Annotated in this window: 22 protein-coding genes and 1 tRNA gene; 16 read left to right on the forward strand and 7 right to left on the reverse strand. The window is 61.7% G+C overall.

All coding sequences use genetic code 11. The features are described 5' to 3' along the window. The first annotated feature begins 107 nt into the window (after nucleotides 1-107). The 6 genes from TRIHO_RS13740 (at nucleotide 108) to TRIHO_RS13765 (ending at nucleotide 9,230) form a co-directional block, all read left to right on the forward strand. Entirely contained in the window at nucleotides 108-1,724 is a 1,617-nt protein-coding gene (locus tag TRIHO_RS13740) for a peptide ABC transporter substrate-binding protein (protein WP_068244722.1), read from the forward strand. Between the two features lie 72 nt (nucleotides 1,725-1,796). Next, nucleotides 1,797-2,726 carry an ABC transporter permease subunit gene (locus TRIHO_RS13745; RefSeq protein WP_068244725.1) on the forward strand — a complete coding sequence of 310 codons (930 nt, stop codon included), beginning with the start codon at nucleotides 1,797-1,799 and terminating at the stop codon, nucleotides 2,724-2,726. After that, entirely contained in the window at nucleotides 2,723-3,655 is a 933-nt protein-coding gene (locus tag TRIHO_RS13750; protein WP_232367789.1) for an ABC transporter permease, read from the forward strand. The genes TRIHO_RS13745 and TRIHO_RS13750 overlap by 4 nt, the downstream gene beginning before the upstream one ends. A gap of 3 nt (nucleotides 3,656-3,658) precedes the next feature. Beyond that, the gene (locus tag TRIHO_RS13755) at nucleotides 3,659-4,621 is read left to right on the forward strand and encodes an ABC transporter ATP-binding protein (protein WP_068244728.1); all 963 of its coding nucleotides are present in this window, start codon (nucleotides 3,659-3,661) and stop codon (nucleotides 4,619-4,621) included. Beyond that, entirely contained in the window at nucleotides 4,618-5,595 is a 978-nt protein-coding gene (locus TRIHO_RS13760) for an ABC transporter ATP-binding protein (RefSeq protein ID WP_068244731.1), read from the forward strand. The genes TRIHO_RS13755 and TRIHO_RS13760 overlap by 4 nt, the downstream gene beginning before the upstream one ends. 206 nt (nucleotides 5,596-5,801) lie before the next feature. After that, a complete protein-coding gene (locus TRIHO_RS13765) occupies nucleotides 5,802-9,230 on the forward strand; it encodes a Hint domain-containing protein (RefSeq protein ID WP_082705141.1) in 3,429 nt (1,142 codons plus the stop codon). A gap of 66 nt (nucleotides 9,231-9,296) precedes the next feature. Here TRIHO_RS13765 and dctP read toward each other — a convergent pair whose 3' ends face one another. Further along, a complete protein-coding gene (gene dctP / locus TRIHO_RS13770; protein WP_068244734.1) occupies nucleotides 9,297-10,328 on the reverse strand; it encodes a TRAP transporter substrate-binding protein DctP in 1,032 nt (343 codons plus the stop codon). A gap of 263 nt (nucleotides 10,329-10,591) precedes the next feature. Between dctP and TRIHO_RS13775 the strand changes: the two genes are divergently transcribed. Next, nucleotides 10,592-11,305 (forward strand): response regulator, encoded by a 714-nt coding sequence (locus TRIHO_RS13775; protein WP_068244737.1) that lies wholly within the window; start codon nucleotides 10,592-10,594, stop codon nucleotides 11,303-11,305. After that, entirely contained in the window at nucleotides 11,302-12,711 is a 1,410-nt protein-coding gene (locus TRIHO_RS13780) for a sensor histidine kinase (protein WP_068244739.1), read from the forward strand. The genes TRIHO_RS13775 and TRIHO_RS13780 overlap by 4 nt, the downstream gene beginning before the upstream one ends. Before the next feature lie 151 nt (nucleotides 12,712-12,862). Here the strand turns inward: TRIHO_RS13780 and TRIHO_RS13785 are convergent. Beyond that, nucleotides 12,863-12,952: transfer RNA gene (locus tag TRIHO_RS13785), tRNA-Ser, on the reverse strand. A 265-nt stretch (nucleotides 12,953-13,217) separates the two neighbouring features. Here TRIHO_RS13785 and TRIHO_RS13790 point away from each other — a divergent pair. Continuing rightward, on the forward strand, nucleotides 13,218-14,048 hold the full coding sequence (locus TRIHO_RS13790; RefSeq protein ID WP_068244740.1) for a calcium-binding protein: 831 nt from the start codon (nucleotides 13,218-13,220) through the stop codon (nucleotides 14,046-14,048). A 72-nt stretch (nucleotides 14,049-14,120) separates the two neighbouring features. On the opposite strand, the gene TRIHO_RS13795 is transcribed toward TRIHO_RS13790, so the two are convergent. Both TRIHO_RS13795 and ychF read right to left on the reverse strand, forming a co-directional pair. Then, nucleotides 14,121-15,044: a nucleoside hydrolase gene (locus tag TRIHO_RS13795; protein ID WP_068244741.1), complete on the reverse strand. Its 924-nt coding sequence runs from the start codon at nucleotides 15,042-15,044 to the stop codon at nucleotides 14,121-14,123. Between the two features lie 182 nt (nucleotides 15,045-15,226). Further along, on the reverse strand, nucleotides 15,227-16,324 hold the full coding sequence (ychF, locus tag TRIHO_RS13800; protein ID WP_068244742.1) for a redox-regulated ATPase YchF: 1,098 nt from the start codon (nucleotides 16,322-16,324) through the stop codon (nucleotides 15,227-15,229). Between the two features lie 207 nt (nucleotides 16,325-16,531). On the opposite strand from ychF, the gene TRIHO_RS13805 reads away from it, so the two are divergent. Beyond that, the gene (locus tag TRIHO_RS13805; protein ID WP_068244746.1) at nucleotides 16,532-17,044 is read left to right on the forward strand and encodes an acyloxyacyl hydrolase; all 513 of its coding nucleotides are present in this window, start codon (nucleotides 16,532-16,534) and stop codon (nucleotides 17,042-17,044) included. A gap of 98 nt (nucleotides 17,045-17,142) precedes the next feature. Next, nucleotides 17,143-17,946, forward strand: a complete 804-nt coding sequence (trpA, locus tag TRIHO_RS13810; protein WP_068244749.1) for a tryptophan synthase subunit alpha — start codon at nucleotides 17,143-17,145, stop codon at nucleotides 17,944-17,946. 54 nt (nucleotides 17,947-18,000) lie between these two features. Here the strand turns inward: trpA and TRIHO_RS13815 are convergent, their stop codons facing one another. Continuing rightward, nucleotides 18,001-19,404, reverse strand: coding sequence for an ATP-binding protein (locus TRIHO_RS13815; RefSeq protein WP_232367790.1), 1,404 nt, complete (start codon nucleotides 19,402-19,404; stop codon nucleotides 18,001-18,003). Between the two features lie 392 nt (nucleotides 19,405-19,796). Here TRIHO_RS13815 and TRIHO_RS13820 point away from each other — a divergent pair, with 392 nt between their 5' ends. Further along, a complete protein-coding gene (locus TRIHO_RS13820) occupies nucleotides 19,797-20,960 on the forward strand; it encodes an alpha-hydroxy acid oxidase (RefSeq protein WP_068244751.1) in 1,164 nt (387 codons plus the stop codon). A gap of 5 nt (nucleotides 20,961-20,965) precedes the next feature. Here the strand turns inward: TRIHO_RS13820 and TRIHO_RS13825 are convergent, their stop codons facing one another. Continuing rightward, nucleotides 20,966-22,132 (reverse strand): MFS transporter, encoded by a 1,167-nt coding sequence (locus TRIHO_RS13825; protein WP_068244753.1) that lies wholly within the window; start codon nucleotides 22,130-22,132, stop codon nucleotides 20,966-20,968. A 91-nt stretch (nucleotides 22,133-22,223) separates the two neighbouring features. On the opposite strand from TRIHO_RS13825, the gene TRIHO_RS13830 reads away from it, so the two are divergent. The 4 genes from TRIHO_RS13830 (at nucleotide 22,224) to TRIHO_RS13845 (ending at nucleotide 25,045) form a co-directional block, all read left to right on the forward strand. Beyond that, nucleotides 22,224-22,859 carry a hypothetical protein gene (locus TRIHO_RS13830; RefSeq protein WP_232367791.1) on the forward strand — a complete coding sequence of 212 codons (636 nt, stop codon included), beginning with the start codon at nucleotides 22,224-22,226 and terminating at the stop codon, nucleotides 22,857-22,859. 92 nt (nucleotides 22,860-22,951) lie between these two features. Continuing rightward, nucleotides 22,952-23,584 (forward strand): 50S ribosomal protein L25/general stress protein Ctc, encoded by a 633-nt coding sequence (locus TRIHO_RS13835; protein WP_068244756.1) that lies wholly within the window; start codon nucleotides 22,952-22,954, stop codon nucleotides 23,582-23,584. Nucleotides 23,585-23,730: 146 nt separating this feature from the next. Continuing rightward, the gene (gene pth, locus TRIHO_RS13840) at nucleotides 23,731-24,495 is read left to right on the forward strand and encodes an aminoacyl-tRNA hydrolase (RefSeq protein WP_068244757.1); all 765 of its coding nucleotides are present in this window, start codon (nucleotides 23,731-23,733) and stop codon (nucleotides 24,493-24,495) included. 166 nt (nucleotides 24,496-24,661) lie between these two features. After that, on the forward strand, nucleotides 24,662-25,045 hold the full coding sequence (locus TRIHO_RS13845) for a DUF2237 family protein (RefSeq protein ID WP_408646191.1): 384 nt from the start codon (nucleotides 24,662-24,664) through the stop codon (nucleotides 25,043-25,045). 204 nt (nucleotides 25,046-25,249) lie between these two features. On the opposite strand, the gene trpB is transcribed toward TRIHO_RS13845, so the two are convergent. Beyond that, nucleotides 25,250-26,509: a tryptophan synthase subunit beta gene (gene trpB / locus TRIHO_RS13850; RefSeq protein ID WP_068244759.1), complete on the reverse strand. Its 1,260-nt coding sequence runs from the start codon at nucleotides 26,507-26,509 to the stop codon at nucleotides 25,250-25,252. Between the last annotated feature and the right edge of the window lie 153 nt (nucleotides 26,510-26,662).

Here is a 26,662-nt window from a genome sequence, read left to right on the forward strand (position 1 = left end):
GCACGATTTTGTCTCCTTCCCGTTCTTTGACGAAAAAGTCCTTTCCTGCCTCTCGTCGCGAAGGCACAATATTGGATACAATAACCAAAGATAACATAGGGAGTCCCATGAAACACCGTTCACTTCTCATCCCCGCCCTTCTCTCCGGCACGTTGCTCAGCTCCGTACAGGCTGCAACAGTTCCAGACAGCGCAACACTGGCAGACGATCAGACCTTTACCTATCGCGTCATGGATGAATTTTCCTCCTTTGATCCGCAGGTGGTCGAAGGTGTCGTTGGCGCCGAAGTCGTGCGCGACATGTTCGAAGGCCTCTACAATCAGGACGCGGAAGGCAAGAACGTCCCCGGGGTCGCCCTGAGCCACACCGTCAGCGACGACAACATGACCTATACGTTCACCCTGCGCGACAACGCCAAATGGTCCGACGGCAAACCCGTCACCGCCGGCGATTTCGTCTATGCATGGCAGCGTGCCGTCGATCCGGAGCTGGCCTCTCCATATGCTTGGTACATGGAGCTTATGTCGATCGAGAATGCCTCCGCCATCATCGCGGGCGACAAGCCAAACACCGATCTGGGCGTCTCCGCCCCGGACGATCACACGCTGGTTGTACAGCTCAGCCAGCCGCTGCCCTATTTTGACAAGATGGTCAGCCATGCGACCACCTTTCCCGCCCCGAAATGGGCCATCGACGCCCATGGCAAGGAATGGACCCGCCCGGAAAACATCGTCTCCAACGGGGCCTATGTGCTGACCGAACATGTGCTCAAGGAACGTTCCGTGCGCAAGCGCAATCCGATGTATTGGGACAATGACAACACCGTCATCGAAAAGGTGGTGACCCTCAATATCGGCGACGAGGCGCAGGGTCTGACCCGTTACCGCGCGGGCGAGGTCGACAAGACCGAGATCCCCGCCGGCCAGTATCCGACCCTGAAGGATGAATTCCCCGACGAAGCCTATGCGTTGCCACGTCTGTGCAACTATTACTTCACCTTCAACGTCGCCAGCGGCCCCGAGGCGTTCAAGGACGCCCGCGTGCGTCAGGCGCTGTCTTATGCGATTGACCGCAGCGTCATCACCGACGCGGTGCTGCAGGGCGGACAATTCCCCGCCTTCACCTTCACCCCCGGCGCGACCGCGAATTTCGAGGTGCCAGAGGTCGAGTATGCCACCATGACCCAGGCCGAGCGCGACGCCAAAGCCAAGGAGCTGCTCACAGAAGCCGGCTATGGCGAGGGCGGCGAAACCCTGTCGTTCAACTACCTTTACAACACCTCGGAAACCCACCAGCAGGTCGCCATTGTCGCCACCCAGATGTGGAAGCAGAAACTCGGCGTCGATGTGACACTGGAAAACCAGGAATGGAAGGTGTTCCTGGAGACCCGCGGCAACCAGAATTTCGACATGGCGCGCGGGGCCTGGTGTGGCGACTATAACGAGGCCTCGACCTTCCTCGACCTGCTGACCACGCCCTCCGGCTACAATGACGGCAAATACTCCAACGCAAAGGTCGACAGCCTGATGACAGAGGCAAAATCCTCGCAGGACACGACGCCGCTTTATGCCGAGGTGGAGAAGATCCTCGCGGACGAGATGCCCGTGGTTCCGATCTACCACTACTCGACCAACATCATGCTCGACAGCGCCATTCAGGGCTGGCCGATCAACAACGTCGAGCAGACCTGGTATTCCAAAGATCTCTACAAAGTCGCGCAATAACCTCCTTCCGAACATCAACAACCCAATCACCCCGGTCGCCCTTGCGCGGCCGGGGCGACATGAGGCCGTCATATGTTGAATTACACCTTGCGCCGCCTGCTGACGGTGGTGCCCACGCTGCTTGTCCTGATCGTCTTCTCCTTTTACCTGATGCGGCTTGCACCCGGCGGCCCGTTCACCTCTGAACGGCCCCTGCCCCCGGCCGTGATGGCCAACGTTCTGGAACGCTATGGGCTGGACGAACCTCTGCATGTGCAGCTTTTCACCTATATCAAGAACATCGTCCTGCATTTCGATTTCGGCCCGTCCTTCAGCCAGAAGGACCGCGACGTGAACGATGTCATCGCGCAGGGCTTTCCGGTGACCCTGACCTACGGGTTCTGGTCGGCGGTATTCGTTCTGGCCTGCGGCATCCCGTTGGGGATCATTGCGGCGCTGCGGCACAATTCCTTCTGGGACTATTCGATGACCGGACTGGCGATCTTCAGCCAGATCTTCCCGAACTTCGTGCTTGCGCCGATCATGGTGCTTTTATTCACCCTGTCCTGGGGGCTGCTGCCGGGCGGCGGCTGGAATGGCGGCCAGTGGGAATATATCATCATGCCCGCCGTCGCGCTCGGCACCTCCTATATGGCTGGGGTGGCACGGCTGACGCGCGGTTCGTTCCTCGAGGTCATGAGCTCTCCGTTCATCCGCACCGCCCGCGCCAAGGGCCTGCCGGAACGCACCATCATCATTCGCCACGCGCTGAAGCCGGCGCTGTTGCCGACGCTGACCTACATGGGACCGGTCTTTGTCTATATGATCACCGGCTCCGTCTTTATCGACGTGTTCTTTTCCACCGGCGGCATCGGTCAGGATTTCATCGACGGGGCCTATAGCCGCGACTACTCGATGCTGCTGGGCCTCACGATCCTCTACAGCCTCTTGACCTTTACCCTGAACCTCCTCCTCGACCTCGCCTATGCCTGGATCGACCCCAAAGTCCGGAGCAAGCTGTGAGCATTGCAAAGAAACAGATGAACGCCGCCCCTTACGCCGAGGCCGCGGCAGCAGACATGGTCACCTCGCGCTCTTTCTGGGCCGATGCCCGGGGGCGTTTTTTGAAAAACCGCATGGCGGTGGTGTCGGTCTTGATGCTGGTGCTCCTGGTGCTGTTTGCCATCTTCGGCCACACCATTGCGCGCTGGAGCTATGAGGAAATCGACTGGACCATCCTCGGCAAGGTCAAGACCGAAGGCGGGCCAACCCTGGCCAACGGGCATTTCTTCGGCGTCGACGAACTGGGTCGTGATCTTTATGCCCGCGTGGTTCAGGGCAGCCGCACGTCCCTGCTGGTCGGATTCGTTGCCGGCACCGCCTCTGTGCTCCTCGGGTCCGTGATCGGCGCGTCGGCCGGCTATTTCGGGGGGCGGTTCGACCAGCTGGTGATGGGCGCCTATACGATCTGGATTTCGATCCCCTACATCATCTTCTTTGTCGTCTGGAAGGCCTTTTTCGGGCGGTCGCTGACACAGATGATCCTGGTCATCGTGCTGGTCAACTGGACCGCGGGCCTGCTGATCGTGCGCGGACAGGTGATGATGCTGAAGAACCGCGAATTCGTCGATGCCGCGCGGATGCTCGGCATGAGCGATTTCACCATTATTTTCAAACACCTGATGCCCAATATCCTTTGGGTCATCGTGATCTATACCTCGATCGTCATCCCCGAAATCATCATGATGGAAAGCCTGGTGTCCTTCCTCGGCGTCGGCATTCAGGAACCCAACACCTCCTGGGGGGCGCTGATCTCCGAGGGTGCCCGCACGATGACCTTTGGCACCCTCTGGCAACTGGCCTTTCCGGCCGCGTTCTTCGTGGTCGCCCAGGTGTCTCTCTATTACATCGGCGACGGTCTCCGTGACGCCCTAGACCCGAAGGACCGCTGATCCATGAGCCTCCTGTCGATCCGCAACCTGAACATCCGATTTCGCACCGGCGACGACTATGTCCACGCCGTCAATGATGTCAGTTTTGACATCGCCAAGGGCCAGAAGCTCGCCGTGGTGGGAGAGTCCGGCTCTGGCAAATCCCAGATCGCCATGGCGATCATGGGGTTGCTGGCACCCAATGCCGAGGCCAGCGGCGAGGTGCTCTACGAGGGCCAGAACCTGTTGGCCCTGTCGCAGTCACAACTGAACCGGATCCGCGCGCGAGACATTTCAATCATCTTCCAGGACCCGATGAGCTCGCTCAATCCCTATATGCGCATCGAGCGGCAGCTTGGCGAGGTGGTGGTGCAGCACGAAGGCCTCAGCCGTCGCGACGCCCGCAAACGCGCGCTAGAGGTGATGGAGGCGGTCCAGATCCCGGACGCCAGGAACCGCCTGACCGCCTATCCGCATGAGTTCTCCGGCGGCATGCGCCAGCGGATCGTCATTGCCATGGCCCTGATCTGCAAACCGAAACTGATCCTTGCGGACGAACCGACAACGGCGCTTGATGTGACCGTACAGGCGCAGATCATGACCCTGTTGGACGACATCCAGCGCGATCTCAATACCGCCGTGATGCTGATCACCCACGATCTCGGCGTGGTTGCCGGGTTCTGCGAGGACACGTTGGTGCTCTATGGGGGCCGGGTGATGGAAGAAGCGCCGACGCTGGATCTCTTTGATGGCCCCGGCCATCCCTACACGCGTGGGTTGCTGCGCGCGGTGCCCAATATCAGCGACGCAACCGCAACCCTTGCAGCGATCCCCGGCAGCCCGCCCAACCAGACCCGCCCGCCTGTGGCCTGCCCCTTTGCACCGCGCTGCGTGGATGTGCGCGACGCCTGCCTTGAGGCCCTGCCAGACCTGACCGGCAGCCGCCAGAAACGCGCCTGCATCCGCCCCGTAGAGGAGCTGACATGACCGCCCCCATCCTTTCTGTCAAAGATCTCAAGGTGACCTTCGCCATCCATCAGGGCAAACGCTGGCCCTGGTCGCCTGCCCGATCGCTGCATGCGGTGAACGGTGTCAGCTTCGACCTGTCCCAGGGCAAAACGCTTGGCATCGTGGGCGAATCCGGCTGCGGAAAATCCACGCTGATCCGTGCGATTGCCGGGCTTGTGCCGCCGTCCGAAGGGCAGGTCTGGCTGGACGGGGCGGCCATTGACTACAACAACCGGCGCGACATGCAGACGCTGCGCAGGCGCATGCAGATGATCTTTCAGGACCCCATCGCGTCGCTCAATCCGCGCATGACCATCCGCGACATCGTGGCCGAGCCGCTGATCTATTTCCGCCCGGAGATGTCCGCCGCCGACCGCAGAAATGCCACGCGAGACATGCTCGACCGTGTCGGGATACCCGAGCGGAATTTCAATCGGTTCCCGCATGAATTCTCCGGCGGTCAATGCCAGCGTATCGGCATCGCGCGGGCGCTTGTTTCCGCACCGCAAATTCTGCTCTGCGACGAGCCGGTATCGGCGCTGGATGTGTCGACCCAGGCCCAGGTCATCAACTTGCTCAAGGATCTACAGGCGGAAATGGGGCTGACGCTTGTTTTTGTGGCCCATGACCTTGGGGTGATCCGCCATATCTCGGATGATGTGCTGGTGATGTATATGGGGGGCGTGATGGAAAAAGCCCCGGCGTCCCATGTGGTCGATGCCCCCCGCCACCCCTACAGCCAGGCGCTGCTGTCGGCGGTGCCGGTTCCGGATCCGCGCGTCAAAACCACGCCGCAGGTGTTGAATGGCGACTTGCCGAGCCCGATAGACCTTCCGCCAGGGTGCCTGTTTCAATCGCGCTGCCCCAAACGGATCGACGCCTGTCGCAACGTGCGCCCGGCGCTGTTGGGCTCCGCGAACAGACAGGTTGCCTGCCTGCTGGAGGACGTCTGACAACAACGAACCACAGGCCCCTGGCTTCGGACCAAAGCGATCACAGGGGCCTGACAGCGTCAGAAAGCTAAAATTCGCCCTAATTCCGCCCTGAACCTTAACGGATTTTTTTCAGCCTCGGGGCAACAGTGGCACGCAGGTATCCCTGCAGGTGACATGGCCGCATGTCACTGCTTCGTGCGGCCATTTTGCGGAATTAGGCGTTTATGTCAGTTAAGAATCCTCTGGAGAAAGACGCAACAGACACGGCTTTCGAGAACAGTGAAACCTCGCCTGCTGCCGTCGATTTTGGCGACCTTTTTCACGATCCCTGGGATCCCGACTATATCCCGGAAGAGGAAGAAGAGGAAACCGACGAGGAAGACGAAGAAGACGGCCTGATTGCCAACGCCCTGAACGGCCTTGGTCTTGGCAACGGCAACGGCAACGCATACGGCCTGGCCAACGGGAACGGAAATGGCAACGGCCTGTTCAAACTCGTGTTTGGCAACGACACCGATGACACGATCATCGCGTCCGACGACGACAATGCGATCCTCGGCGGGCGTGGCCACGACCATATTACCGGCGGATCTGGCAACGACACGCTGTTTGGCGACGAAAGCGGCTCTGACGGGGACGATGCCACACCGCTGGTCCTTGATATCAACAACCTGGTCAGCCAGACCTATGACAGTTGGAGCGCGCAAGCGGGCGACTCCGCTATTTACAAGGACGTTGCCTTTCTTGAGGACGGCACTTCGGTCTGGGGTCGCCTTGTTCTGGTCAGCACGTCTGATCCCAAAATGTTCGTTGATCTTTCAGGCACTCGTGGCGGGGAAATAACCCTGAATGGACGCGGAACCGGCGACACCGCCGAATTCCGGTTGGAGTTCTTCGACCCGACGACCGGAGAAGCGGTCTCGATCAACTCCACCGCAACCTTCAACGACCTTGATCGGAACAACAATGTTGAGGATGTCGAATCCGTGTCGCTCGACACCGATCAATACACCGGTTTTGGCACCTCCAGCGATTCATCCCTCGACGTAACCAACGATGGCAGCACCGTCCGCGCGGCGGGCACTGAACACAATGATTATGATGATCAGGATGCCTGGTTCTCGGCAGAGTTCGAAGGGCGCACCTCTATCGAATTCACGTTGGAGTCACGGGATTCCACCTCGGGTTTCACCCTTTCAGGCGATCTGATCGAAGACGCTGTGTTTACACCGATAGACGAAGGCGCCGACACGCTCATTGGTGGGCTCGGCTCCGATGTCATCTACGGTCAGGGCGGCAACGATGTCCTCGACGGGGGCGAAGGCGATGACAGTGTCGATGGCGGCGAGGGGGATGACATCATCACCGGCGGCACCGGCAATGACACGCTGATCGGCGGATTGGGCGGCGACACCTTGTCGGGGGGGGACGGGGACGACCTCATCGACGGGGGCGAAGGCGACGACTATCTAAGTACCGGCCTCGGCAATGACACCTTGCTCGGCGGCGAAGGCAACGACACGCTGCACAACTCGGCCGGCGATGACAGCCTCGTCGGCGGCACCGGCGACGACAGCATCGTCGCGACCGAAGGCAACGACACTCTTGAGGGGGGCGATGGCAACGACACCATGTACGCCGGTGTCGATGACGACAGCCTTGTCGGTGGCACCGGCGACGACAGCATGTACGGAGAAGCCGGACATGACTACCTCTCCGGCGGCACCGGCCTGGATTACATGGACGGCGGAACCGGCGATGACAACATGGACGGTGGCGCCGGGGCCGATAGCATGTTCGGCGGCGATGGCTTCGACACGCTTGTAGGTGCCGAAGGCAACGATACCATGTATGCCGGCATCGACAACGACAGTCTGGTCGGTGGCGCCGGAAATGACAGCATGTTCGGCGAGGATGGTCAGGACTATTTGTCGGGCGGCGACGGGCTGGACTACATGGACGGTGGTACCGGCGACGACACCATGGATGGCGGGACGGGCGCTGACACCATGGTCGGCGGCGATGGCAACGACAGCATCACCGGCGGCCTCGGTGCGGATTCGATCACCGGCGGGGTCGGCAATGATACCATCGACGGCGGCGATGATGATGACACCATCGCAGGCGGCGACGGCGACGACCTGATCTATGGCGGCAAGGGCAATGACTATCTGACCACCGGCATCGGCAACGACACCCTCTACGGCGGCGAAGGCGACGATACGCTCCACAACTCCAGCGGCGACGACAGCCTGGTCGGCGGCACCGGCAACGACAGCATCGTGGCCACCGACGGTTACGACACGCTCGAAGGCGGCGACGGCTCCGACACCATGTATGGGGGCAACGACGGCGACCGGCTTGTCGGTGGCGAGGGCGACGACGAAATGTACGGCGAGGCCGACGCCGATACCTTTATCATCGAGGACAATTTCGGCAACGACACCATCGTTGGCGGTGAGGCCGGCGATGATCAGGATATCATCGACCTCTCGGCAATGACCGGCCCGGTAACGGTGACCTATACCGGCGATGAAAGCGGCTTTATCACCGACGGCACCGATACGATCCAGTTCTCGGAAATCGAGGAAATGGTCCTGACGGATCAGGATGATGTCGTGGATGCACGCGCCGACAGCGCTGGCACCACCATCAACGCTGGCGCCGGCAACGACACGCTGGCGGGCGGAAGCGGCGACGACAGCTTCACCGGCGGCGATGGCGATGATGAGTTTGTCCTGACGGATTCAGGTGGCGCGGACCGGATCACCGACTTCGACCTCAGCGATGACGATTCCGACGGCTACTTCAACGATCAGCTGGATGTGTCTGAATTGACCGGCGGCTCCGGCCCTGGCGGGTCGGTGCAGACGCTGGACGTCACCACCAGCGATGATGGGTTTGGAAATGCGCTTCTCACTTTTCCCGGTGGCGAACAATTGGTGCTGGAAGGCGTTGACCCCAGCCAGATGTCGACCCATGCGCAGCTGTTTTCTGCCGGCATCCCCTGCTTCACCCCCGGTGCCCTGATCCGAACCGCATCGGGCGTCCGCCCGGTGGAACAGATCCGCGTCGGGGATCTGATCCAGACGGCTGACAACGGGCTGAAACCCGTGGTCTGGATCGGTCGCCGCCTGCTGTCGGCCGCAGATCTGGTCAAGCACCCGCATCTGTGCCCGATTTTGGTGCGCCCCGGTGGTTTGATCCGCAATACGCGGCCGCTTCGGGTCTCGCCACAGCATCGTTTCATCGTCGCGCCGGACATGACATCTGCACCGCAACAGGCCGCCGAACCCTTCTTGCGCGCGCGCCTTCTGGCGGAGCTGGATCCGGCCCATGTGCAGGTCGACCCAAGCGGCGCCCCCCTGTGCTACATCCACATCCTGACCGAAGATCACCAGGTGATTTTCGCCGAAGACTGCGCCACCGAAACGTTCTGGCCCGGGCCGGATGCCTTGCGCGGGCTCAGCCCCGAGGATGGCCGCGAACTGTTCACACTCTTTCCAGAGCTGGCCGCCGCTGTGGACTTTTACGGGGCTGCCGGGCGCAAGCTTGTCTCCCGGACCTATGGTGGCCTGGCCCGCATGGACCTCAGACGACGCGACCTGCGAGAGGCACCGCCAAAGCGTCCGAACGTCCGACACAGCGCCTGACCTGGGGCGGCGGTCCACTCGCCGCCAGGCCCCGGACGATCCTGGCGGCGCCGACCCTGGTCCGCCTTAGTCGACGGCACCTTGCAGGATGGCGCTGATCTTTTCCACCACGCGGCCCGCATCGGACTGACCGCTGGCCGCCTGCGCGGCGACCCAATCGGCCTGAACCTCATGGTATCGGGTCGCGACCGAAAAGGCTTCGACCTCCGCCGGGGTCAGCCGTCGCACCACCGCACCGCGGTCTTCCAGGGCTTGCAACTGGGCCTCGAAGCTGCGGTCCATCTCCGCCCCCAACGCGGCATATGCGGTTTCTGCGGCCCGCTGAATGGCGTTTTTGTCCTCCTGCGCCAACCCGTTCCACGTATCGCGGTTCATCACCACGGGGTAGAGGTGCCCCAGCCAGAGGTCATTGGAGACCAGAACATGCGGGGCCTGTTCGTAGACCTTCAGATTATATCCGCTGTCGACATTGACCATCAGCCCGTCAAGCGTGCGGGCCGCAAAAGCATCGTAGACCTCCTGGCCCCAGGGGATCCGCACCGCCTCCGCGCCAGCGTGGCCCAGGAAATCAAGATGCCAGAAGCTCGCCGATCGCCAGGTGGTCCCACCGATGTCCTCCAGCGATTCCAGCGGCGCCACGCTGTAAAAGGCCACCGGAAACCCCGTGCCCAGAAAAATCGGAACGACATTGTTGTCCGCAAATTCAGCAGTCAATTCCGGCACTTCGGCATAAACCTGGCGGAAGAAAGAGACCTGATCGGCTGCGGAAGGGCCCACTGGGAAGCTTTTGAATATCTGATGCAGCGGCAATGCCTCCGCAGTGTATTCCGGAACGGCGGTGGCCATGTCAGCAATCTCGCCTGTGCTGACCGTGTCCAAAGCATAATAGGGGGCGGCGAGTTCCCCATCCCAATGGTCGTCAATCTTCAGCCGTCCATTTGATTCCGTTTCAATCGCCGGAAAAAACACATCCTTCAAGAACTGCGTACGCATCTGATCCGCTGGCTGATGGTCAGAGTATCTCAGGACAGTTTCGGCGGATGCCGCAGCAGGCAACAGGAAGGCGGCGAACAGAGCGGCTGGAAACGTCTTCGGCATGTGGTATCTCCTACGATGCATTGGGTAAACTTGACCTCCCCGCCGGACAAAACAGTCTTTCCTGTCAGCGAGGAGATCGGGGCATTCGTCATCGTTATGGACAGGCGGTGTCGCAGAGATATGCCCGGAACGGGTGAAATTGTATCAAACTGTCGCATCAACGCCCCCAGTCCGGCAGGGTCGAGACACTTTGATACAGTTCAACACGATGCATAAGAACCGACGATGGACTATGGTGACCGGATGCAACCGCAGGGACTGTCATGCCGGACCAGATACATATCGTCATTGTCGATGATCACAGCGACATTCGCGATCTCGTCGGCGCCTACTTGTCTCAGCATGGGTACCGGGTCAGCCTGGCCGACGGCGGCCCTGCCCTGCGCCAGATCCTGGACCGCAGCCTGCCGGATCTGGTCATTCTCGACATCATGATGCCGGGCGAAGACGGGCTGGAGATTTGCCGGTCCTTGCGGGCCGAGACGCAACTGCCAATCATTTTCCTGACAGCCGTGGCTGACGATACCGAACGGATCATCGGGCTGGAACTTGGGGCCGACGACTATGTCACCAAACCCTTCAACCCGCGCGAACTGTTGGCCCGGGTCAGGGCCGTTTTGCGGCGTGCGCCTGACACACCGCGAAAGAGCGGCAAACGCGAGACGGTCCGCTTTGACCAATGGACGCTGGATCTCGGTCGGCGCGAACTGACCAACGCCGATGGGCTGGGCGTCGCGCTGAGCACGGCGGAGTTCAGGCTCCTCAACGTGTTCCTCGATCACCCGCAGCGCGTTCTGACCCGTGACCAATTGCTTGACCTCACCGTTGGCCGCACCGCAGAACCATTTGACCGCAGTATTGACAATCAGATCAGCCGATTGCGCAAAAAGATCGAGACCGACCCCAAAACGCCAAGGCTGATCCAGACCCATTGGGGCGGCGGCTACAGTCTGTCCGCCGAAGTCACCGCCAAATGACCGCCTGGTGGCGACGCAGCCTTGGCGGGCAGATTGTCAGTCTGATGCTTGTGGCACTGCTGGCAGGACAGGCCATGGGGTTCGCGCTGTCCTGGAACAGCCGGAACACAGCGTTGAAAACCGCCGCGCAGAGCGAATTCATCAGCCGGACCGCAACGCTGGCCGAGGTGATTGAGACAATGCCCGACGATCTGCGACGGGATGTTCTTCTGGCCAGCGCCACGACCTCGACACGGTTCTGGGCATCGTCGGCAGACCCAAGGCCAGAGGGGCGCAACTGGTACGCCGGCGCGCGCGCCTACCTGCTGGAACCGCTGTCCGACATCGTGAACGACCGATCGCCCCCCGAAACGCGCCTCGCCGACGGACGTCAGGCAGAGGTGGTCCGCAACAAGGCCTTCGCCGGCTGGTCACCGCTGGCGTCACCGCTCTGGACCTATCAGACCCCCGCAAGCGTGCTTCCGTTCGAAGGCCAGATTGGCATGGGGCTGGCGGTTCCGTTGCCCGATGGCTTCTGGCTGAATGCGGTCTTTTACAAGCCCCGCCAGACCGATGCTGGCATGGTGCAATCGTTGATCTCGACCTTCGTCACCGCAATTGTGCTCTGTCTTTTCGGGCTTATCTCGGCGCGGCTGATTGCGCGCCCCCTGCGCGCGCTGACCGAGGCGGCCGAGGCGCTGGGACGCGGCGAACCCTTGCCCGCCCGGCCCGAAAGCGGGCCGGAAGATATCCGAAACCTGCATGTCGCTTTCAACCGGATGCAGGAGCGGCTGCACCGCTTCGTCGCGGATCGCACCCGCATGCTGGCGGCGATCGGACATGATCTGCGCACCCCGCTGACGACCCTGAGATTGCGGGTCGAGCTGCTGCCAGACACGGATCTTCGGGACAAGATGATTGCGACGCTGGACGAAATGCACCGGATGACAGAAGCAACGCTGTTGTTCGCCAAGGGCGAAGCCGCCACCGAACCCACCCGCAATATTGAACTTAGCGCTCTTCTGGAAAGCCTTTGCGATGATCTGGCGGAAACCGGATTTGATGTCGCCTTCATCGAGGCCGACAAGATAACCTTTCGCTGCAGGCCGGACGCGATCCGGCGATGCGTTCGAAACCTGGTCGAAAACGCGGTGCGCTACGCCAACAAGGCCACTGTCAGCGTCGTCGCCACCGCGCAAAGCGTCGAAATCAGGGTTGATGATCACGGACCCGGTATTCCCGAAGACGAGATGCAACAGGTCTTTGCACCCTTCTATCGGCTGGATCGTTCAAGAAACGCCCAGACGGGCGGGGTCGGACTGGGACTTGCAATCGCACGCGCCATCGCGCAGCAACACGGCGGCGATATCACCCTGTCCTCCAACGCGCCCGGGCTTCATGTCAGTCTTGTCCTGCCCCGCGCCTGATCCGCCATTTCCGACTTTGCGCCCGCCCGTTTATGCGCCTTTTTCCACCTCCTGAACGACGGACAGCAAAAGCCGACACCGCAGAAACCCAAGGTCAGAAAAAGAAAAAGGCCGCCCAAGGCGACCCATTCAAAGCCAACAAACGATATGATGGCGGAGACGATGGGATTCGAACCCACGAGACCCTTCCGGGCCTACTCCCTTAGCAGGGGAGCGCCTTCGACCACTCGGCCACGTCTCCGCTGACCCGTATATTGTCGCGACTCCTGAGAGACAAGGCGTTTTTTCAATTTTCCTTCGACGCTCTTGATTGCAACCCGCGCGGCCCCATCGCACCTGCGCCCCGGGGCGGTGTCGGCTCTGGCGGCCTGCGTGTTGAACGGCCGCACTCAAGCAGCTAGGCTTTGGTGATTGAAACAGCGTCCGGCACGGCGAAAAGGGGCAGCACTGGCATTTCAGGCCTCTCCTCTTGCCAGGCATCGGCCAAAATTATCAGGAGTTATTCAATGATCGCAGGCACTCAGGTTACGCTTGAAACATTCAGTCCGACCCTTGACTTTCCCTTGACCCACCCGGAAACAGCAACGGTTTCCTTTAGTTCCATCGAATTTTCCGACGTCTCCGATTTTGATATTGCCAATGATGGTGTGAACATCGTTCCGGTTCAGTTTGATGTCCAACCCGGTCGGATCCATATTGAACTGCTTGAAAATGGCTACTTCGGGAATGTGGACGACGATGCGTTCAACGGGCATCTGTTGACGTTTGACGGGCTGGCGTCACAGGGCCTCAGCATTCGCGGGGCAGAGGTGGTCGGTGCCAGCAATACCCTTGGCCTTCCAGGCGATTTTGTCACCACCTCCGCAAACACGGTGCAGATCAATTTTGACGGCCTGCCCTTCTCATTCGGAGATCAGGCGGAAATTCAGCTGGATTTCAACAGTCGTGGCAGCGCAGGCGCCGATCAGCTGGCGGGCGAGGCCGGGCGCGACCGATTGCTTGGGCGCGGCGGGGCTGATGTGCTTGACGGCGCCGCCGGGCGGGACGTTCTGAAGGGCGGCAGGGGCGCGGACACGCTTGCGGGCGGGGCCGACAATGATCGGCTGTTTGGCAACGGTGGCGATGATGTTTTTGTGCTGGAGCTGGCGGGTGGCAAGGATCGGGTGTTCGATTTTTCGGCCGGCGACCAAATTGCAATCAACACATCAGCGCAGTCCGTCGATGACCTCCATATCATCCAGAAAGACGGCAGGCTGATCATCCGCGACGACGGGGCCTCCCTCGTGCTTCTTGAAACCAATGTTCTGGATCTTCATGACGAGGTCTTTCTCTTCTGAGACCCCGCGCCACACCGGAAAGAGCACATTCCCGGTGTGGCCCACCCAAAGGGCAGCTGTGGCTGGCCTGCCTCAGGGCAGCAGCGACAACCGCTTGAGGAACAGCGCCTTTACCGCCTCCGCATCAACGTCCATCGCGACATGCGTCTTGCCACGACTGTCATCTGTTTCCAGCGTCGCGCCCGAGCGATCCGGATCAACCGCCACGGTGACGGGCACCGCACGGGTCTGGAACAGCTCCGGATGGGTGCAGGCGATCACCGCAGCCGGATCATGCAGCGAGCAGCCGTTGAGGTTCGCAACCTCCTGATAGAACTTGATATAGAAGACACTCATCTGTTTCAGCATGCCCCCCAGATCGGGCGAGCGCTCTTTGATCTTGTCAAAATCGGCTGGCGTACAAAGGATCTTCAGCGTCACATCCAGCCCGACCATGGTGACCTTGCCCGCCGCCGCTGCAAAGACCACCTCCGCCGCATGCGGATCGTGATAGATATTCGCTTCGGCATGGGGGGTAATATTGCCACCGGCCTCCAGCGAGCCGCCCATGATGACGATACGCTTGCAGTTCTTCACAAACGCCGGATCGCGCTGGATCGCCAGGGCGATATTGGTCAGGGGGCCGATGGGGCAGACCACCAGTTCTCCCTTGTGGGCGCGCGCCATACGGATCAGGAAATCCGCCGCGTCTTCGTCGAGCGCCTTCCCCTTCGGGCTGGCCGCCGGAATATCACCGAACCCTTCGTCGCCATGCACATGCGCAGAGGGTTCGAACGGCGGCAAAACCAGCGGCTTTGGCGCGCCTTCCGCCACCGGCAAGTCCAGATCCGCAGCTTCCAGCAGGCGCAGCGCATTGCGGGTTGCCATCTTGGTGGTGACATTGCCGAAAATCGTCGTCAGCCCCAAAAGCTCGATGTCCGGGGCGGCGGCGGCGTAAAAGATCGCCATGGCATCGTCGATGCCGGGGTCCGTGTCGATGATGAGTTTTGTTGTCATTTTTATACCTCCGACGGGTTAATCGACTGGGTGTAGCATTGGTACAAAGCCCAGCTCAAGCCCGACCCTCACCAGATGGCCACACCCCCCACCGGTCAAGGCAAAGCCCGCCTTCGCAGGAAGACGGGCCAATGCTGTGCGGATCGCTGTGATGTCCGGAAGTGATGTCCGGCAGGCGCAGGTCAGGTGTTGAACAGGAAATGCAACACGTCGCCGTCCTTGATGATGTAGCCCTTGCCCTCGGCGCGCATCTTGCCGGCTTCCTTGGCGCCGGTTTCGCCGCCACTGGCAACAAAATCGTCATAGGCGATGGTTTCGGCCCGGATGAACCCTTTTTCAAAGTCGCCATGGATCACACCGGCCGCCTGCGGCGCGGCGGTGCCCTGACGGATGGTCCAGGCGCGCGCTTCTTTTGGTCCGACTGTGAAATAGGTTTCCAGGTGCAGCAAGTCGTAGCCAGCGCGGATGAGACGGTCGAGACCAGCCTCTTCCAGCCCCATTTCCTCAAGGAACATCTGCGCCTCATCCGCCTCAAGCTGGCTGATTTCCTCTTCGATCTGGGCCGAGATGATCACATGGCTGTTGCCCTGCGCTGCGGCCATCTCTGCCACTTTGGCGGAATGGGCATTGCCTTCGACGCTTTCGCTTTCGCCGACGTTGCAGACAAACAGCACCGGTTTGGTGGTCAGCAGCTGCAGCATTTTCCAGGCTTTTTCGTCGTCGGCATCGACCTCGACCAGGCGGGCGGGCTTGCCGTCTTCCAGCATCGCCTGCGCGGCGGCCAGCAGGCGGTCCTGCTGCTGGGCTTCCTTGTCGTTGCCCTTCAGCTTGCGCACCAGATTGGCGCGGCGTTTCTCGATGCTTTCCAGATCGGACAGCATCAGCTCTGTCTCGATGGTCTCCGCATCGGCAACCGGATCAACGCGGCCCTCGACATGGGTGACATCGCCGTCCTCGAAACAGCGCAGGACATGGGCGATGGCGTCCACTTCGCGGATATTGGCCAGGAACTGATTGCCCAGCCCTTCCCCTTGCGAGGCGCCCTTTACCAGACCGGCGATATCAACAAACGTCATCCGGGTGGGAATGATCTGTTTTGATTTCGCGATAGCGGCCAGTTTCTCAAGGCGCGCGTCCGGGACGCCGACCTCGCCCACGTTGGGCTCGATCGTACAGAACGGGAAATTGGCCGCCTGCGCGGAGGCGGTTTTGGTCAGTGCGTTGAACAGGGTCGACTTGCCGACGTTCGGCAGACCCACGATTCCCATTTTAAAGCCCATTCCGGTCTCCTGATCCCATTTGGCTGCCAGCTTCTAGGCCTATGCGCCGCCCTGCGCAAGCGCACAGGGCGGTCACGGCACAGTCACCGGCCAATCACGGCTGCGGGGGATGGAGTTGAAATGGAACAATCCCGCCCCTTTCTTGTTGGTTCATACAATTGTCGGGTCGGAAACATGTCACGATCTGCAAGCCGATAAGAGGATCATATGCGCAAATTAGCCTATGTCGCGGCGCTCGTGCCGACGTTTTTGATTTCCGCTCCACTCCAGGCGCAAGAGGTGGTGACCGGCATCGGTTACAGCGATTTTCACAATTCCGCTGCTGACAGCGGTGGGTTCCTGTCAGCCGACTATCTGGGCGCCCGCGACTGGGACCTGCTGGGGTTTGAAACCGGCGCCGGGCTGACCGTGCAGCTGCATGAAGAGGGCGATGTCTTCCTCGGGGTCGGCCTGCAGGGGCAGCGCGCCTTGCGAAACGACTGGTTCATCGAGGCAAGCATCATGCCCGGCCTGTTCGAGGAAGGCCTGCCCGCCAACGACCTCGGCTCGACCTTCGAAATCCGCTCGCTTGTGGGGATCGGACGTGTATTGCCCAATGGCAACCGCGTGTCCCTGGCCCTCAGTCATATCTCCAACGCCTCGGTGGGGGACCGCAATCCCGGTCTCAACGCGCTCAGCTTTCGCCTGCATGTCCCGCTGTCGCGCGGCAAAAAGGGCTGAGTTTCGGGCTTATCGGGCCCGAGGCCGTTGTCGGGATTGATTTTGCCGGGAAGTTTCGGCACATCAATCTCAACAACAGAGATCTCAGAAGGCCCGCCATGACCCGCCCCACCACACGTATCGACGCCAAGTTTGCCGAACTCGCTGCCGCGGGCAAAAAAGCCTTTGTCACCTATGTGATGGCCGGTGATCCCGACTACGACACCTCGCTGGAGATCGTCAAGGGACTGCCGGGCGCGGGGGTCGACGTGATCGAACTGGGCCTGCCCTTCACCGACCCGATGGCGGACGGGCCCACCATCCAGCTGGCCGGACAACGCGCGTTGGAAGCCGGGATGACCCTAGAGCGCACCCTGCAAATGGTGCGCGATTTTCGCGCCGGGGACTCCACCACGCCGATCGTGCTGATGGGCTATTACAATCCCATCTATGCGCGCGGCGTTGATCGTTTCCTCGCCGAAGCCAAGGACGCCGGGATCGACGGCCTCATCGTGGTGGATCTGCCGCCGGAAGAAGATTCCGAACTCTGCCTGCCTGCGCAGGCCGCCGGTCTGAACTTTATTCGCCTCGCGACCCCCACCACGGATGACGCCCGCCTGCCCCGCGTGATGCAGAACACCTCCGGGTTTGTCTATTACGTCTCGATCACAGGGATCACCGGTGCGGCCGAGGCCGAAGCCTCCGATGTCGGTCCCGAGGTCGCCCGGATCAAGGCGGCGACAGACCTGCCGGTCATCGTCGGATTTGGCATCAAGACACCCGAGCGGGCCCAGACCATCGCCGCCATTTCGGATGGGGCCGTTGTCGGCAGCGCCATCGTCGCAGAGATCGGCGCGGGCAAACCGGTGTCCGAGGTTCTGGCCTTTGTCAAATCGCTGGCCGACGGCGCCCACGCGGGATGAACACCGCCCCGGTGGCAGGTCAAGCGGCGCGGCGCCTTGACGGGGGCGCGCCGCTCAGGCGTCGCGCGCTGCCGCCTCAGACAGGGCCTTGGCCATCGCCTGCAACAAAAGCGTCTTGCGGATCGGCTTGGCGACATGCCCGGACATGCCCTGTGCCAGATAGGTCTTCACCTGATGCACCAAGGCATTGGCTGACACCGCGAGAATAGGCACCGGACCACGGCCCTCGCGGGCTTCGCCGGCGCGAATTCCAGCGGTGGCAGCGACCCCGTCCATCACGGGCATGTTCACATCCATCAGCACCAGGTCGGGCTTCGCATTCAGGCAGGCTTCGACTGCTTCTTCGCCGTCTTCGACCCAGATCAGCTCCAGATCGTAGCTTTTGAGCATATGGTGCAGAACCATGCGGTTGGTCCGGTTGTCCTCCGCAATCAACACCCGCCAGCGCCGCTGCGCCAGGATCGCGCAATCTGCCTGGTCGGTCGTTTCCTGGTTTTCGGGTGTCGGAGCGGCGCGCGTCACCTGAAAGGTCGCCCGGAATTCGCTGCCTTCGCCCGCGGCGCTGGTGCAGGACAGATCGCCGCCCATGCGCTGGCAGATCTGGCGCGAAATCGCCAGACCCAGCCCGGTGCCACCATGATTGCGATGTACGCTGGCATCCGCCTGCATATAAGGCTGGAACAGGCGTCCGACCTGCTCCGGCTTCAGACCGATCCCAGTGTCGCGGACGGTCACGGTCAGGGTCAGCATGCCGTCTTTTTCCGCTCGCAGATGCGAGGTCAGCGCGATGGCGCCATGGTTGGTGAACTTGACCGCATTGGACAGCAAATTCGACAGGACCTGCTGGAAACGGGTCGGATCGATATTCACCCAGACCCCACCCAGCGACAGGCCGCCGCCACAAAGCTTGGTAAAGTTCAGCCCCTTTTCCGCGATACGCGGCTCGAACTGGCGACAGACCGCCTCCATCAGCGAGACGACATCGGTGGGCAGCCGCTCCAGCTCCAGCTTGCCCTCCTCGATCTTTGACAGATCCAGAATATCATCGACGATGTTCAGCAAAAGCCGCCCGCTGTCCCGCATCACCGACAGGATTTGCTCCTGCACCTCGTTCAGCTGTGTATCCGCAAGAACCGACGCCAGCCCCAGAACCCCGTTCAATGGCGTTCGGATCTCGTGGCTCATGGTGGCCAGGAATTGCGTCTTTGCGGCGTTTTCGCCCTGCGCGGCGTCCCGATCCCGTGCCAGATCAGCGGTGCGCATCTCTACCAGGTGGTCGACGCGGCGGGACAGCGCCACCAGCGATGCATTGGCCTGCTCCAGCGATTGGGTTCTCCGCGCCAGCTCGTCCTCCAGGTCCTGCCGTCGCAGACGTTCGCGCGTCAGTTCGGCCATCACTTCGGCAGGAGCCGGGGTGTCAGCCTCCGGGGCAGTAATGTCATCGGTATGCACTGTCATCGCGCGCCTCGCCGGGCTGCGGAGCGCCGCGCCCGCTCCATCGGGCACCGCGCCATGCGGACGCCAGCCAGAATGCCCCGGGCCGCATCGGTTGTGGATACAACAGTCACGTTGCTTTACCTCCAGATAATGCCGCTTTCCTCGGGCCGCCGCCCGCCCGCGAAAAAACGGGCCCGGCATTCTGTCGTCTCAAATATTCTATCCGGCCCAGATGCTGTGATCGCAGGCCGGATGTAATGAATGCTGCTGGACCGTCCGCCGTGAAAAATCGGCGCGTCCAGCGATAAAGTTCCACAAATTCGTAAATGCAAGATTACGACACCCTTGCTTGTCAGAGCAGTTTTCAATTGGTAAGAAAACATGACCAGTTGAGCCCGCACCAAGGAGCCGCCATGCCCGTAATCACTCATATCGACGACCTGAAGCGTATCTATGTGCGCCGGGTGCCCAAGATGTTTTACGACTACGCCGAGAGCGGCTCCTGGACCGAGCAGACCTTTCGCGAAAACACTTCGGATTTTAACCAGATCCGCCTGCGCCAGCGAGTCGCGGTGGATATGGCCGGGCGCAGCACCGCGTCGCAAATGATCGGTCAGGATGTGGCGATGCCCGTGGCCCTTGCGCCGGTCGGGCTGACAGGCATGCAATGCGCCGATGGTGAGATCAAGGCGGCCCGCGCCGCAGAGGCCTTTGGCGTGCCCTTTACCCTGTCCACCATGTCGATCAACTCGATCGAGGATGTGGCGGAGGCGACGACAAAGCCCTTCTGGTTCCAGCTTTACACCATGAAAGACGAGGACTACGTGCGGCGCCTGATCGAACGGGCCAAGGCGGCGAACTGCTCGGCGCTGGTGATCACGCTGGATCTGCAGATCCTCGGTCAACGCCACAAGGATCTGAAGAACGGCCTCTCCGCGCCGCCAAAGCTGACGCCCAAGACCATCGCCAATCTGATGACAAAATGGGCCTGGGGGATCGAAATGCTGGGCGCAAAGCGGCGCCATTTCGGCAATATCGTCGGTCATGTCGATGGCATCTCGGATGCCTCCTCGCTCGGGGCCTGGACCTCCGAACAATTCGACCTGACGCTCGACTGGAGCAAGATCGCCAAACTGAAAGAGATGTGGGGCGGCAAGGTGATCCTGAAAGGCATCCTCGACGAAGAAGACGCCAAGATGGCCGCCAAGGTCGGCGCCGATGCCATCACCGTGTCAAATCACGGCGGCCGCCAGCTGGATGGCGCCCTGTCCTCCATCCGCATGCTGCCGCGGATCATGGATGCGGTGGGCGGCGATATCGAAGTCCATCTCGACAGCGGGATCCGCTCCGGGCAGGACGTGCTGAAGGCGCTGGCGCTGGGGGCGACCGGCACCATGATCGGGCGCGCCTTCGTCTATGGCCTCGGGGCGATGGGCCAACAGGGCGTCACCCGCGCGCTCGAGGTGATTCACAAGGAACTCGACACCTCGATGGCGCTTTGTGGCGAAAAATCCGTGACCAATCTGGGGCGGCACAACTTGCTGGTGCCCGAAGACTTCACTGGCCGCTGGGCCTGATCACATCAGGCGATGAGCTTGCCTCTGCGGGCGGTGGCCCGCAGAGCCGGAACCAGAACCAGCGTGATCCCCAAGAGCACAACGCCCATCACCGCCAGCGCCAGCCGTAGCCCAAAGGCTTCGGCCATGAAGCCGATGACCGGCGGGCCAACGAAAAACCCACAATAGCCGATCATCACCATCCGGGAAATCGCCGCCGCCCGCAGGCGCGATGGGATCGTCTTGCCGACCCAGGCCAATGCGGTCGGGCCAATGGTGGACACGCCCAGCCCAAGGATTGCAAAGCCCGCGTAGGCCAGCCCCTGCACCGGTGCAAATGCCGCCAGCATCAACCCGGCCGCCGCCAGCGCCGCCGCCAGCTGCATCAGACGGCCCTCGGCCACCCGGCGCACCACCTCCTGACCGGACAGGCGGCCAATCCCCATTGTCAGCCCCAGAATCGCCGGGCCCATCGCCCCCTCGGCGGCATTGGCAGCAAAGGCCCGCTCCAGATACAGCGCCGACCAGTTTTCCGTTGCCTGTTCAGCGGTAAAGGCGATCAGTACGATCAACCCAGCCAGTACGATCATCATCACCGGCAATGTCGCAGGCACCGCGCCGGTGTCTTCTTCGGGCGTCTCCACCGGGACCGGGTCGCGCATGCCGAGGGTCATCAGCAAGGTCACGACGAGGATGCCCGCGAAACACCAGACAGGCGGCACCCCTGCCTCCCGCACCAGCCCAGCGACCAGCGCCGCCAGCGCGTAGGCCAGGGAAAACAGCCCGTGATTGAGGTTCATCAACGACCGGCCACTGCGGGCCTCCAGCCCGCTGAGACGCGCGTTCATCACCACATCAAGCAGCCCCGCAGCGCCGGATGCGAGGAACATCGCCCCCGCAAAGGTCAGCCAGCTGTGCGACAGCCCCGGCAGCAAAAAGCCGACCGCGACCATCATCGCGCAGACCACCAGCGCCGCACTGCCCAGCAGCCGGTCCGCCCGTGGCGCCAGCCACATCGCCGCCACGGCCCCTGCCGCCCCGACCAGCAAGGCCAGCCCGAACTCGGCATCGCCCAGCCCCGCCTGCCGCTTCAACTGCGGCGCGTAAGCGGCAAAAGCGCCGACACAAAACCCCATGACCGCGAAGGCCCGCCCATGCACCGCGCTGGTGCGCATATCCGTGAAAAATTCCATGGCGCGAGTTTGCACAGTGCGCGCAGCGCCACAATCGCGAAATTCCACTCCGGGGCGACTGGTCCAAAACAATGGCTGGCGCTATTTCGAAATGATGCTGATCTTCACGTCTCAGGCCCTTGCGTATGTTGCGGTCCCCAAAACCGGGACCACCGCCATTCAGCTTGCCTTGCGGCCGCATGCGGACATCGTCTTCAAGAAGGCCCAGAAACATCTCACAGCGCGGCGGTTTCACCGGCGCATCCGCCCTTTTGTGCACGAGACCTTTGGCATCCGGCTCGAAAGCTTTGCGATGCTGCGCGACCCCGAGGATCACTTGCGCAGCTGGTACAAATACCGCACCCGTGACGAGATCCGCGACAAGCCGGAATTTGCCGGCCATCTCAGCTTTGACGCCTTTGTCAACGCGGTCCTCTCGGACGATCCCCCGGCCTGCGCCCAGATCGGCAGCCAGATGGCGATGCTGACCGGTCGCGGTGGCCGAATTCTGGTGGACCATCTGATCGCCTATGAACGCTGGGACCAGCTGGAAACCTTTCTGGTCGACCGGTTTCAGCAGCGAATCACCTTTGAGCCGCAGAATGTCTCTCCCTTTGTGACCGCCGAGCTGGAGCCGCGCACACGCGCCCGCCTCCAGGCCGCCCGCCGCGCCGAAGTCGACCTTCATGCCCGGCTGATGGATGCAGAGGGGAAACTGGCCCCGCGCACCGGACAGGCGCCGCTTTAGGGCTTTTCAAAGCGGTGCAATCTGGCTAAGAGGGCGGCTTCACGCGGGGTGACAGCCTTGGAGGCACCCCCACCTATATATGGAGAATTACTATGGCGAATGAGATTCCTGATCTCGAGTGCCTGGAACGTGCGGGGACGGGCAAGGGCGCCGCTCGCGCAGCACGCCGTGAAGGCATGGTTCCTGGTGTTGTGTTTGGTGGCGACGTTGATCCGCTGTCCGTTCAGATCCCTTTCAACAAGCTGCTGAAGCTGCTGAAAGCCGGCCGTTTCAAGTCGACGCTGTTCAACCTCAAGGTTGAAGGCCACGACGACGTGCGCGTGATCTGCCGCGACGTTCAGCGCGATGTGGTCAAGGACCTGCCGACGCACTTCGACCTGATGCGCCTGCGCCGCACGTCGAAAATCAACCTGTTCATCCCGGTTGAATTCCAGAACGAAGACGAATGCGTCGGCCTCAAGCGTGGCGGCGTTCTGACCGTTGTGCGTCCCGAGGTTGAACTGGTCGTGACCGCTGGTGACATCCCCGAAAAGCTGACTGTCGATCTGACAGGCCGGGCCATCGGCGATACCATCCACATCTCCGACATCACCCTGCCGGAAGGCGCAAAGCCAACCATCGACCGTGATTTCGTCATCGGCAACATCTCCGCACCGTCCGGCCTCAAGGCCTCCGACGATGCCGAAGACGAGGCCGAAGGCGAAGCAGAGGCCGCTGAAGAATAAGATCGCCACCCCACGCGGGTTGCTGATTTTTCCAAACGGGCTCCTTGCGGGGCCCGTTTTCTTTTGCCTCGACGCGTTTGGCCCACACTGGATTTCCAGCGCAAAAGCGGGCATCACTGCCCCAACAGCAACCAGGAGAACGGTCTATGAAACTCCTTGTCGGCCTCGGCAATCCCGGCGCGAAATATGCGGGCAACCGCCACAACATCGGCTTCATGGCGCTGGACCAGATCGCAGCCGATCACGGGTTTTCGCCCTGGAAGTCCAAGTTTCAGGCCCAGATGAGCGAAGGCCTCCTCGGCGGCGAAAAATCTGTGCTGCTGAAGCCCCAGACCTTCATGAACAACTCCGGGCAATCGGTGGGCGAAGCGCTGCGGTTCTTCAAGCTCGCCCCGGCAGATGTCGTGGTTTTCCATGATGAACTGGATCTGGCGCCGGGCAAATGCCGGGTCAAACAGGGCGGCGGTCATGCCGGTCACAACGGGTTGCGCTCCATCCACGCCCATATCGGCGCCGACTATGGCCGCGTGCGCCTCGGCGTCGGCCACCCCGGCCACAAGGATGCGGTGGCGGGCTACGTGCTGCATGATTTCCCCAAGTCGGATCAGGGCTGGCTCGACGATCTCCTGCGTGGCCTGTCGGACGGCGCGGCCGAGCTGGGGCGCGGCGACAGCGGCAAGTTCATGAACGCGGTCGCGCTGCGCGTGGCCCCGCCCCGCAGCTCCACCGGCAGTGGCAGTGGCAGCGCGGGCTCCGGCGCCGGCAAAGCCACGAAACAGCCGCGTGCGGGGGCCAGACCCGCATCCGCCAAACCCGCATCGCCAGAGGCCCCCGCCACCGCCGAACAGCCAGGCGCGGAGGCCGATCCCACGCGCAGCCCGATGCAAAAGCTCCTCGACAAATTCCGCTAGACCTGCGTGGAGCCCCGGCTGCCCGGGGCGCGCACCGCGCCTGCTCGCGCAAACGTGATGACCACAACGCAGCGACAACTCCGGGACACTGGCAACAGACGCGCTATTCTCGAAGAAGAGCCCGCAAAACCGCGGATGAATTTTGCCAGCCAGAACGGAGAGAGTGATGATGGAAAAGGAAGCGGCCGTAAACGTGATGGGCGGCGCGCTGGCAGCCTGCTCGAATGACCCGAAGACAGGGTTTTTCCGCGATGGCCACTGCAATACCTGTGCCGAGGATCACGGCAGCCATACGGTCTGCGCCATCATGACGGTCGAATTCCTCGCCTATTCAAAATACGTCGGCAACGACCTGTCCACGCCCTTGCCTGCGTTTTTCTTTCCAGGGCTGAAAGCCGGTGATCGCTGGTGCCTCTGCGCGACGCGGTTTCTCCAGGCCGCCGAAGAGGGCTGCGGCCCCGGCGTCGATCTGGAGGCCACCCACCGCCGGGCGCTGGAGGTGGTGCCGATCAAGGTCCTCCAGGCCCATGCGGCGCCTGCCTCCACCTGACATCTGCCCTGCGGCAGCGGGCAGGGCATAGAGGGCTTATAGGGGTAGCAGTGCGGTCAGAAGCTGGGGTGTGTGCGGAACGCGGCGCACAGGGCCAACCTCCCCTCCTCCTCCCCCCGGAAACGACAAAAGGCGCAGCTTGCTGAAGCTGCGCCTTCTCTTGATCTTGTGTCGTGACCCGGAAGCAGGCTGCGCTCATCGCCCCTATTCGTCGAGATCGCGCCCCTCTTCGGTGTCGGACATGTCGAACCCGAGATGGCGCGCCACGGTAAAGATGTCCTTGTCGCCGCGCCCACACATATTCATCACGATGATATGGTCCTTGGGCAGCTCTGGTGCGATCTTCATCACATGGGCCAGCGCATGGCTCGGCTCCAGCGCCGGGATGATCCCCTCCAGCGCGCAGGACAGCTGGAAGGCCTCCAGCGCTTCCTTGTCGGTGATGGAGACATATTGCGCCCGCTTCGTCTCATGCAGCCAGGCATGCTCGGGGCCGATGCCCGGATAATCCAGTCCGGCCGAGATCGAAAACCCTTCGAGGATCTGCCCGTCTTCGTCCTGCAGCAGGTAGGTCCGGTTGCCATGCAGCACCCCCGGTCGCCCACCGGTGAGAGAGGCGCAATGCTCCATCTTCTCGTCCACGCCCTTGCCGCCGGCCTCGACACCGATGATGTTGACGCTGGGATCATCCAGGAAGGGATGGAACAGGCCCATCGCGTTGGAGCCCCCACCGATGGCCGCGATCAGCGTATCGGGCAGACGGCCCTCACCCTCTTGTTCGGCCAGCTGCCAGCGCACTTCCTTGCCGATGATCGACTGAAAATCGCGCACCATCGCCGGATAGGGATGCGGCCCCGCCACGGTGCCGATGCAATAAAACGTATCGCGCACATTGGTCACCCAGTCGCGCAGAGCATCGTTCATCGCGTCCTTCAGCGTGCCCCGGCCCGAGGTCACCGGAATGACCTCCGCCCCCAGAAGGCGCATGCGGAACACGTTGGGGGCCTGACGGCGCACATCATGCGCCCCCATGTAAACCACGCATTTCAAACCGAATTTGGCGCAGACCGTGGCGGTAGCGACCCCGTGCTGGCCAGCGCCGGTTTCGGCAATGATCCGGGTCTTGCCCATGCGGCGCGCCAGCAGGATCTGCCCCAGCACGTTGTTGACCTTATGGGCCCCGGTATGGTTCAGCTCGTCCCGTTTCAGATAGATCTTCGCCCCGCCGAGGTGATCGGTCAGCCGTTCGGCAAAATAGAGCGGGCTGGGCCGACCAACGTAGTGTTTCCACAGGTCATCCATTTCGGCCCAGAAATCAGGGTCCACCTTGGCGCGTTCGTATTCTTCTTCCAGGCTCAGGATCAGCGGCATCAGCGTTTCGCTGACAAAGCGGCCGCCGAAGATGCCGAACCGCCCCTGTTCGTCGGGTCCGTTCATGAAGCTGTTGATGAGATCATCGGCCATTGGTGTCTCCGTCTGTTCTATCGGCTGGGTCTAAATCGCATTTAGAGCAAGAGAAACAGGTTTCTGGGCAATTTCCCGATCCCGCCGGAAAAATCCCGTTTCAGGCCCGTTTCAGGCCCGTCTTGTCAGCGATGGTTGGGAAAACGCATGTCC

It is taken from the genome of Tritonibacter horizontis (assembly GCF_001518015.1).
In the GTDB taxonomy this organism is placed as follows: Bacteria; Pseudomonadota; Alphaproteobacteria; order Rhodobacterales; family Rhodobacteraceae; genus Epibacterium; species Epibacterium horizontis.